9 protein-coding genes are annotated in these 10664 nt (G+C 27.1%); 7 read left to right on the forward strand and 2 right to left on the reverse strand.

Features of this window, described 5'->3' with window-relative positions; translation table 11 throughout:
- The 3 genes from VLM92_RS02705 to VLM92_RS02720 all read left to right on the forward strand — a co-directional run.
- Positions 1-187 (forward strand): hypothetical protein (locus VLM92_RS02705; RefSeq protein ID WP_331681663.1); only part of this gene is annotated, 187 nt, incomplete at its 5' end.
- A gap of 511 nt (positions 188-698) precedes the next feature.
- Positions 699-1415, forward strand: a complete 717-nt coding sequence (locus VLM92_RS02715; RefSeq protein WP_325274817.1) for a YoaK family protein — start codon at positions 699-701, stop codon at positions 1413-1415.
- Between the two features lie 197 nt (positions 1416-1612).
- Positions 1613-2119 carry a superoxide dismutase family protein gene (locus VLM92_RS02720; RefSeq protein WP_325274818.1) on the forward strand — a complete coding sequence of 169 codons (507 nt, stop codon included), beginning with the start codon at positions 1613-1615 and terminating at the stop codon, positions 2117-2119.
- A 300-nt stretch (positions 2120-2419) separates the two neighbouring features.
- Here VLM92_RS02720 and VLM92_RS02725 read toward each other — a convergent pair whose 3' ends face one another.
- Together VLM92_RS02725 and VLM92_RS02730 are read right to left on the reverse strand one after the other, a co-directional pair.
- The gene (locus tag VLM92_RS02725) at positions 2420-2566 is read right to left on the reverse strand and encodes a hypothetical protein (protein WP_325274819.1); all 147 of its coding nucleotides are present in this window, start codon (positions 2564-2566) and stop codon (positions 2420-2422) included.
- 177 nt (positions 2567-2743) lie between these two features.
- Entirely contained in the window at positions 2744-3118 is a 375-nt protein-coding gene (locus tag VLM92_RS02730) for a MerR family transcriptional regulator (RefSeq protein WP_325274820.1), read from the reverse strand.
- 184 nt (positions 3119-3302) lie between these two features.
- Here VLM92_RS02730 and VLM92_RS02735 point away from each other — a divergent pair, with 184 nt between their 5' ends.
- From VLM92_RS02735 to VLM92_RS17375, 4 genes are all read left to right on the forward strand, one after another.
- Entirely contained in the window at positions 3303-5063 is a 1761-nt protein-coding gene (locus VLM92_RS02735; RefSeq protein ID WP_325274821.1) for a 1-deoxy-D-xylulose-5-phosphate synthase, read from the forward strand.
- Positions 5064-5373: 310 nt separating this feature from the next.
- A complete protein-coding gene (locus VLM92_RS02740) occupies positions 5374-6522 on the forward strand; it encodes a hypothetical protein (protein ID WP_325274822.1) in 1149 nt (382 codons plus the stop codon).
- 1114 nt (positions 6523-7636) lie between these two features.
- A complete protein-coding gene (locus tag VLM92_RS02745) occupies positions 7637-9502 on the forward strand; it encodes a sensor histidine kinase (RefSeq protein ID WP_325274823.1) in 1866 nt (621 codons plus the stop codon).
- A 750-nt stretch (positions 9503-10252) separates the two neighbouring features.
- Positions 10253-10483 (forward strand): DUF559 domain-containing protein, encoded by a 231-nt coding sequence (locus VLM92_RS17375; RefSeq protein ID WP_414708142.1) that lies wholly within the window; start codon positions 10253-10255, stop codon positions 10481-10483.
- The last annotated feature ends 181 nt before the right edge of the window (positions 10484-10664 follow it).

Consider the following 10664-nt stretch of genomic DNA (forward strand, 5'->3'; position numbering starts at 1 on the left):
ACAAAAAATGCTTATAAATATGTCTAAGGAAGCTATAATACTTGCAGATAGCAATAAAATTGATAATGTATCATTAACTAAAATTGCAGACATTGAAGATATAAATCTTATCATAACTGATAGTAATATAGATGAAAATATTATAAATAAATACTTAAAAAGTGGTTTAGAAATAGTAAATAAATAAAAATATTAAAAACCCTGAATTGAACGATGGTAAAGGTACTTTAAGACGTAGTAAGAAGAAAAGTTTTGATTGGTATAAACAAGTTATAGCTTCTCAAGGAGAGAGTTTAGATTAATTTATTATATAAATAATAGATAAAAACTAGCATTTTAAAATGCTAGTTTTTTAGTTAGGATAAACATAGTCATTCTTTTTACATTTAAGAAATTTATCAATGATTTGAAGGTTTTAGTACATCAAGTAAATTAGGTTTAATAATATTTTAAGTATTTTATATACTTACTGTACTTGTAATTATAGTACGTTTTGTATTTACATAAATTGAAAATTAGTAGGGAATAAATTAATAAATATGATAAGAAGGTTAGAATATTAAAGATATAGATAAAATAATGGATTTGTAGCTTCAAACCAATGTTGGAAAAAATTTAAAGTTTGCTATATAATATTAATAGTATTATGAAAATAAAGATTAAAAAATAGTATTATATTGAAAGGGAGTATTAGAGTTTTGCATACTAAAGATGTGATACAAAGATATAAAGGGAAAATACGTCTAAATAGTGTTACATCCGAATCCGTACACTTAGGAATATTTCTTGCAATAGTTGGAGGATTTTTGGATGCCTATACATTTGTAGGTAGAGGTGGTGTTTTTGCCAACGCTCAAACGGGAAACATTGTGTTAGTGGGAGTAGAGGTTTCTAGGGGAGATTGGAGGCAAGCATTTATGTACGTTCCACCTATTTTGGCTTTTATATTAGGTGTAATAGTTGCTGAAATAATGAAAAAAAGGTCCTCATTACTTTTTATACCGGATTCAGCACGTGCTATATTAATCCTTGAGATTATATTGCTTTTTATTATAGGATTTTTACCTAGTACTGTTTCTGATAGTTTTGTTAATGTTATAATTTCATTTGTATCTTCAGTACAAATTTCTGCATTTCGTAAATTAGTTGATTCTCCATATAGCACAACAATGACTACTGGTAATTTAAGAACAGCTTCATATCAGGCGTATATTGCTATTACAAAAAAAGATCGTGAATCAGCTATACGAGCTCTTCGATATTTGACAATCATTTCCTCATTTTTATTTGGAGCTTTCTTAGGGGGGATGGTAACACTATCTATTGGAAATAAAGCAATATGGGTTGCTGCCTTTATATTAATTTTTTCTCTCATTTTATTTAGTATAGATGAACGGATCAGTAGTTCTGTATAATTGCATTTTGCTAGCCTCGCTTATTAAGTAAGTTATTCTAACTTTGGATCAAATGTTGGTATTCCTATAGAATCTACAAAAAAAATTTAGAGTTATATTCATATTATACTAAATAAGTACCAAATATTAACATTATAGAAATGTAAATCATAAGATATATAGCGACATAAACTTATTACATTATAAGGAGGTACATTATGGATAATTCTTGTCCAAAGTATGATATTCAAAAAATATTTTCTGGATACACTCCATCTAGACCAAATGCCTATGCCCAAATAAAAGGGGGGCCATTAGCACCTTGTATAAAAGGAACTATATATTTATATCAACTAGAAGGTGGGGTATATATAAAAGCATATATAACAGGGATTCCTAATATAAACAATCAATCTAGTTCATTCCATGGATTGCATATTCATGAAGTTGGAGATTGTTCTATAGGAAATGAAAATGATCCATTTACTTCTGCCAAATCTCATTATAATCCAAATAATGCACAACACCCTATGCATGCAGGTGATTTACCACCAATATTATCTGCTAATGGAATAGGTATACTTTCTACATTTACTAATAGATTTAATGTAAATGAAGTTATAGGAAGATCTTTTATACTTCATCAAGGATCTGATGATTTTATTTCACAGCCTTCAGGAAATTCAGGTCCTAGATTGGCTTGTGGAGTTATCGTTTCTATATAATGAGTTCTTTGCTTATGCATCTCATGTGTCTTGTATTAGAAATAAATATCTATCATTATAAACTAGTAGGATGACCCCTGAGATTAGTCTTCATTATTAAAATTAACAAAGCTATATTGATTTTTATCGATATAGTTTTTGTTTTTGTAGCAAATCAGTGATAATATTAATAAACATATTTGATATCTCATTTATTGAATGAAATTTATAACTAGTTTGAACTAACAAAAAAAGATGTAAGAAAATTAAATACCTACACCTTTTTAACCTTTTAGTAGAGAGGTTAATTTAAAGATAATATTAATCTAATACAAGAGATGCTACAGAGAAAGCAAATCCCAGACCTAAAACAAACCAAATCTGAGTAAAAGCAAATCCAACAATTCCTGCTAAAAAACCTATAGAAGCAACTATAAATTTCTTATACTTAATAGGACCATTCTTCAATCTAAACACTCTCCTTTATAATCTATAAACAACCATCTTTAATACACATATAACCTTATATAAAAACAATAATAAATAACTTACTAATATATATGCAAATAGTAGGCCTATATGTTCTACAGATAAATGATTTTTAACACATCACCCACGCTATCAGATCCTATAGACAGTTTTGAATTATTTACATATAATAGCTTTTTGTTCTTTAATATAATAATTTATCTTATTATCCACAATTCTAAGATAAGAATTAAAGGTTTCTATCTCATTTTCTATATATTTTTTATGTTTTAAAAGCATATCTTCACGTTTACAAATAGTCTTAGGACCTTCAATACATAAATCAACATACTCTTTAATCTTAGATATAGGCATATTAGTATTTCTTAAACAACATATTATATCAAGCCATTCAAAGTCTTTATCCTTAAAGACTCTATTACCTTGTTCATTACGCTCAATAAAAGGAAGCAAACCTTCTTTTTCATAATAGCGAAGAGTATGAACAGATAAATTGTATTTTTTAGCCACCTCTTTAATAGTATAGGGCATAACTTTACCTCCTAAAATAAATCATATTATATTATAACCGTTAGAGTGAACTCTAAGTAAAGTGAAATTTAGAAAAAATTATTTTAAAATTATCTATTGACTTAGAGTTTACTCTAAACTGTATACTAGTCAATGTAGCAAACCAAAGTACTTTGAAATATAAAAATTATTAGGAGAAATTAATATGTCATTAAATATTTTAAATAAAATTAACGGACCAAAAGATTTAAAAGAACTTACTAGTGATGAACTAAAAACATTATCTAGTGAAATAAGAGAAAGTTTAATAAAAAAAGTAAGTACAATAGGTGGACACTTTGGACCAAACTTAGGTATGGTTGAAGCAACTATAGCACTACATTATGTATTTAACTCACCAATAGACAAGATAGTTTATGATGTTTCTCACCAATCATATACACATAAAATTTTAACTGGAAGAAAACATGCATTCATAAATCCAGCGCAATATAAAAGTGTTACAGGATATACTTCACCTGATGAAAGCGAACATGATTTCTTTACAATAGGACATACATCAACTTCAGTTAGCTTAGCATGTGGACTAGCGAAGGCTCGTGATATAAAGGGTGGGGATGAAAATATTATAGCTGTTATAGGCGATGGTTCTTTAAGTGGTGGAGAAGCTTATGAAGGATTAAATAATGCAGCTGCATCGGGAAAAAATATAATAATACTAGTAAATGATAATGATATGTCTATATCACAAAACTATGGAGGTCTTTATAAAAACTTAGCTTTACTTCGTGAAACTAATGGAAAATCAGAAAATAACTTTTTTAAATCTTTAGGATTTGATTATCATTATGTTAAAGATGGAAATAATCTTGAGTCATTAATTGAAACATTTTCAAATGTTAAAGATATAGATCATCCAGTAGTAGTTCATATACATACAGTCAAAGGAAAAGGGTATAAAGATTCAGAGGAAAATAAAGAAGCCTTCCATTGGGTAATGCCATTTGACTTAAAAACTAAAGAACCACTATTTAAAAATACAGGTGAAACTTATGCAGATATTGCAGGTGAAATTTTATCACAAAAGGCAAGAAAAGATAGCAGTATTGTAGCAATAACTGCTGCCACTCCTGGTGTAGTTGGATTAGGTTCATTTAGACATGAATTTAAAGATCAATTTGTAGATGTTGGAATAGCTGAAGAACATGCAATAGCACTTGCATCAGGTATAGCATCACAAGGAGGTAAACCTGTCGCATCTTTTGTGAGTTCATTTATACAAAGAACTTATGACCAATTATCTCAAGATCTTGCCATAAATAATAATCCTGCACTTATTATGGTTTATTGGGGAGGAATAACAGATAGTGACGTAACACATCTTGGAACATTTGATATACCTTTAATATCTAACATACCAAACATAGTCTATCTTGCACCAACTAATAAAGAAGAATATATTGCTATGATGGAGTGGGGTATAGAGCAAGATAAATATCCAGTCGCGATACGTGTTCCAAACGTGGGTGTAGTATCAACTGGCGTTGAAGTCGAACCTAACTTTGACAACTTAAACACTTATGAAAAAGCTAAAGATGGAAGTGAAGTAGCAATAATTGGTCTTGGAACTTTCTATCATCTTGGAGAGAAAGTTCATGAAAAATTAAAAGAAACAACAGGAATAAATGCTACATTAATAAACCCTAGATTTATAAGTGGAATAGATAAAAATTTACTAACGCAGTTATTAGATAATCATAAGTTAGTAATAACATTGGAAGATGGAGTGCTTGATGGTGGATTTGGTGAAAAGATTTCAAGATTCTATTCAGATAAAGATATGAAAGTATTAAACTTTGGAGCTTCAAAAGAATTCACAGATAGTGTATCATTGGAAGAATTATATGAGCGTTATCACTTAACTGAAGAATTGATAATATCAGATATAAAAAGGGCTCTTAAATAAACTTAAATTTAGAATATAATATTAAATAGAATTATAGGTATCAGATTGAAAAATTTGATACCTATAACTAGTTTATAGATATTTCAATAATTTACCCATTATAGTTAGCACTGAAATGAAAATGGAGGAATTACTATAAATAGATGAAGCATTAGGTAGTAGAGTAATTGAAATGTGCAATAAATACCTAGTAGGAATAAACAGTAAGAAATTAAATTACAGAATATATTGAATTACAATTTATGGAATCTAATTGCTTGTGTAGAATTTATACTAATGTTATCATTATATGATAGAGGGAGGGGGCAACATGAGAGAAAAATTTCGTTCTTCTTTAGGGCTACTATGCTTTATATATGTACTACTTTTTATAGGAATCGTATATAAATTATTACAAATAGGATTATTGGGTAAAAACAGCCTTATAACACAGGGTTTTGAAAAAATAAATTTTGAATCTTATATAGGCATAGGTAGTACTTTATTTTTCATTATTTTTTATTCTATAATTTTTTATATTGTAAAGTCTAATATTGATGAAATAATTACATACGAAGATGATAATATAAGCAATAAAATTTATCGAAAATTAATTGTATATAAGGTATTGGTAGTGTTAAGTGTAACTTTGGGAATATGTATAACCGTAGCTTCTAATGATATAGATATTCTTTTTACAAGTATATTTTTAATAATAAATAGTATACTTACTCATTATACAAAAAAGGGATATTTAAAATCTTATATGTATAATAAACAACTTCAATCGTATGAAGATGTTTATAAGCCTAAGAAAAAGCTTGGAAGTATTTATTATTCATTATTTATGTGCATAGCAATAATGATAACTATAGTAAAAAAAATCTATATACAAGATATAAATGAATATAAAGATGCCACTTATATTCAAAATGAGAATCATGAAGAATATATTAATAATCCAGATAATGAATATGAAGATACTATTTATACTGAAAGTGAGAATTATGAAGAATACATTAATGATCCAGAGATAGTGCTTAGTGGGCAAGAGATTTTAGATTTGTATCAAAGTACTCAAAAAGATACACTAGGATATAAAATTATGGATCCTAATGAGTACTATGTAGAATCTACTTTTAACACTTTTGAACATTATGAAGGGATGATTGATAAGCAAATAGTTGATGAGAAAAAGTATGGACAGATTTTATATCCATATACTTATGATAGTTATGAAGATAATATATCCCTTCAAAAAGAAGTAGTAATGTACTTAATAAGTCTGGTGTTACCTTCAGATGCAATTGAAGAAAGAGTATTAACTAATAAAGGTTATGGACAAGAGTGTAGAGTTTACTCCTCTAGTGAAGGCACTTTTGTGGTAAGAATGCAAAAAGCGCAGTACTTCAAGGGTACGCAGCCTTATTATCATGAGAATGAGATAGTAGATTTGAAGTATCTTAAACTTATAGAATAAATATTGGTACTATAATAAATGAACAAAAGAGGATGGCAAATAGTATGATAGATATAATTTGGAACACAATTGCTTAGAATCAATGGAATACATTTAAATTATCGGTTTTAGCAACTGAGTAACGAACGTGTCTCAGTATGATGTCCGAGGGTACGAGCCTTGTCGAATTTGACAAGGCTTTCTATATGGTTATTAAAGGGCTTTTGTGTTAAATAATGAGGATATTTCCTAAGAAAAAGTATGTCTATAGTCAAGAAAAATATGTCTATTGAAGGTGTAAATATGTCTATAATCCAGAGCAGTATGTCTATTAAAGATATATATATATGTCTTATGAAACAAGATTTGTTTTTTATAAATTGAATAGATTGGGATTGAAAATTAAAAAAAGTATGTCTATATGTTTCTAAAAAGAACCATTAGACATGGGTATAGACATACCTATGGACATATATGAAGGTAAGTTATATCAATGGGTTGAGTAGTAGTATGTCTTATATGTCTTTTAAATTGTATATAAAGTTAAATATTTAAAATTAGTTTATATAAATAATAAAAATACTATATAAGTGTATAGAGATAATATCTAAGGACATGGGTGATAAAATGAAAATTGATGTCCATATGTTAAGTTTTTTGATTGACTATGATAAATATCTAAGTATAGTCAATCCTGCACATTTATATATGGAGAATGATACTTTATTATATAAAGAGGTTAAGTCTATATTTATAAAATAAGGTAGATAAAAGGTTTTATATAAAAGATTGATTAGCCTTCTCAAATATGAGAGGGCTTTAATAATTTCCCAAAAATAATATAAAATCTAAGGGGAGAAACGTTTCGTTTTGTAGGTGGCAAAACATTGCACAATCGGAATTGATTTTATATTTATACGATTACAACAAACCTTCATTTTTTCACTATTTTTACTAATTTTAAAATATAATATAACAAATCCTTAATTTTTCTATTATAATATAATATGACACATTTTTACATAAAAGCTTATTTTGTATATAAAGAAAATGTTTTCTGTTTTCGTGTCTAATTTATATATCTATTAAAATATATAAATATTATGGTTTATATGTTAAAGAAAGGAATAAATAAATGAAAAGTTTAAAGAAAAAAATAATGATACCTGTCTTTTTATTATCTATAATAGGTACTTTGATATTGTCTTTTTTCGTATATAATAAATCTAAAGATATAATAATTAATTACGTTGAACGGTTAGCTCAAAGTAAGGCTGAAAAATTAGCATCTCATGTTGAACATAACATAGAAAAATGGAAGTCAACAGTAAATATGCTTGCTTCAATGGATGTAGCAAAAAATATGGATTATGAAGGATTTAAAGAATATCTTTATAATCATGAAGAATTGTATGATAAACAATGTGAGTTGTTTTTTATTAATGATATAAAAGGTGATTATGTATCTCTTAATGGGGCTAAAGGTAATGTTGCAGATAGAGAATATTTCCGTGAAGCTACAAATAGTGGAAATACAACTGTTTCAGAACCTATAATATCAAGAATTACCGGAAACTATATTATTGTTGTTGCAGCACCTATTAAAGATGATAATGGAAACGTTATAGGTTTGGTTGGTGTAGATGTAAATTTACCTGCTATTACAGATATAATTGATGATGAAAAACTAGGAATTGGTGGTTATGCATATATGCTTAGCAAAAAGGGTATATTTATAGCTCATCCAAATGAGAATTTAATATATAAACATAATATATTAAATGATAAGAATAAAGACACCGTTGATTTGGGTGAAAAAATGATAAATGGTGATATAGGAATAAAATATTATGAAGATAATGGTATAAAAAAAATAGCTTCTTATATGCCTATAAAATCAACAGGATGGTCTATAGGAATGACTGCTGATTATAATGAGGAAACTAACAGTATATTAATATTAAGAAATTACATGTTATTAATAGGAATTGGTACTATGATTTTAATTCTAGTATTATTAAATTATCTTACGAATACCTTAGTTAAACCTATTAATAATCTAAAAAAACATATGGAAATAGCGACTAAAGGAGATCTATCCGTTCAATGTGATATAGATAGCAAAGACGAAATAGGTGTACTTTCAAAAAGTTTTAATAAATTGATAAAAGAAAATAAAAGATTATTAGAAGAAGCAATTGAGTATGATAGGCTAAAGACTGAATTTTTCTCTAATATATCTCATGAGCTAAAAACACCACTAAATATAATTTTTTCTACAACACAATTATTACCTTTATATACTAAAAATGACAATGAAAACTTTGAAGTTACAAAAATTAATAAACACATAAATATAATGAAGCAAAATTGTTATAGACTATTAAGATTAGTTAATAACTTAATTGACATTACCAAAATAGATTCTGGATTTACAGAACTGAATTTGCAAAATAAAAATATTGTAGAAATTATTGAAAATATAACTTTATCTACTGTTGAATATGCAAAAAGTAAGTCAAGAACAATTATATTTGATACAGATGTAGAAGAAAAAATTACGGCTTTTGATCCAGAACAAATGGAAAGGGTTATTTTAAATCTTATTTCGAATGCTATTAAATTTACAAAACCTAATGATGAAATACAAGTTAAAATTTGTGATGGATTAGATAATATTATAATTTCTGTACAAGATACAGGTATAGGAATACCAAAAGAAAAACAGGAAATGATTTTTGAAAGATTTAGGCAAGTTGACCATTTATTACATAGAAGACATGAGGGAAGTGGAATAGGTTTGTCTCTTGTTAAATCTTTAATTGAAATGCATGATGGTAAAATTTTTGTTAAAAGTGAATATAAAAAAGGAACAGAGTTTATTATTGAATTACCTATTAAAACTATTGTTGAAGAAGATGATGTATATATAGTAAATGATTTTTCTGAAAAAAGTAATATAGAAAAAATTAACATTGAATTTTCAGATATATATGAATAACAATTAGATTAAGTGAGATAAAGGTGTCGTTAAATACGGCGCCTTTTTTTGTAAATACACATAAGTAAAGGTTTTAAAACTTAATAAGAAACAAGACATCAGAATAAATATTGATTTTTGTGAAGTATGCTTAGATGATGCACATTATATTATTAAAGAAGAAGAAAAAACAGACTATTCGAGAGGTAAAGAAATAGCTAATAGCCAAATTTCAAAATGTAAATTCGAATATTTAATATTATAATTGATAATTTAAAGATATTTAAATATAAAAATTAAAATATTTAATTTACACATTGATTGTTCTAAAATTTGGTACAGCGGATACTGTACATGTAAATCTCCACCATTGAAATCCACGAAATAAATAGGGATAGAGTTGATAAAACATCTCATGCAAGTGCTCCAAAAGATGGAATCCCAGTAATTATGAAAAAAGCGAGTGGGCTTACATATAAAGGTGTAAAAAAAGAGTTAAAAAGCCTAATATAAAAAAAGATACTCTTATTAATATAGCTAAGCATTTAGAGGTACATGTATTAAAAAGTTATACTAAAACAAAACTTATAGAACGTATTGTTGAGACTGTGGTTGGTACAAAGGTTGATAGAGAGGCTATAGGGGAGATAGATATTAAATAGTTAAATTACAAAAGTCTTCTTAAATATGAGGAGGCTTTAATAATTATGTAAAAATAATATGAAATTTAAGGGAGGGATGTTTCGTTTTGTAGGGGTATAAGGATCTAAAATAGATTTAGCTATTTATGATAAGAAAAAATCAAAGTATGTACTTGGAATTGAATGTGATGGAGCTACTTATCATAGTTCTAAGTCTGCAAGAGAAAGAGATATTCATAGACAACAATATTTAGAGTCTCGAGGATGGATGATATGTAGAATTTGGAGTAGGCATTGGTGGAGAAATCCTAAGAGTGAAATTGATAAGATAGGTAAGTTAATTAAGTTTATATATAATTAGGTAAATCTATTGTAAAGAAAAATTATGAATGAGTGAATATAGTTTGATAATAAATAAACTTTTATAAGATTGCCTAAAAGGGTAGCTTAATGCCACCCTTTCACGGATTATAACTATCTATTATTTTTCAACAACACAATCAACTAATAAATTTGTTCCTTTAGAAATTGTATCCCCAACA

Source organism: Romboutsia sp. (assembly GCF_035470145.1).
Classification (GTDB): Bacteria; Bacillota; Clostridia; order Peptostreptococcales; family Peptostreptococcaceae; genus Romboutsia_D.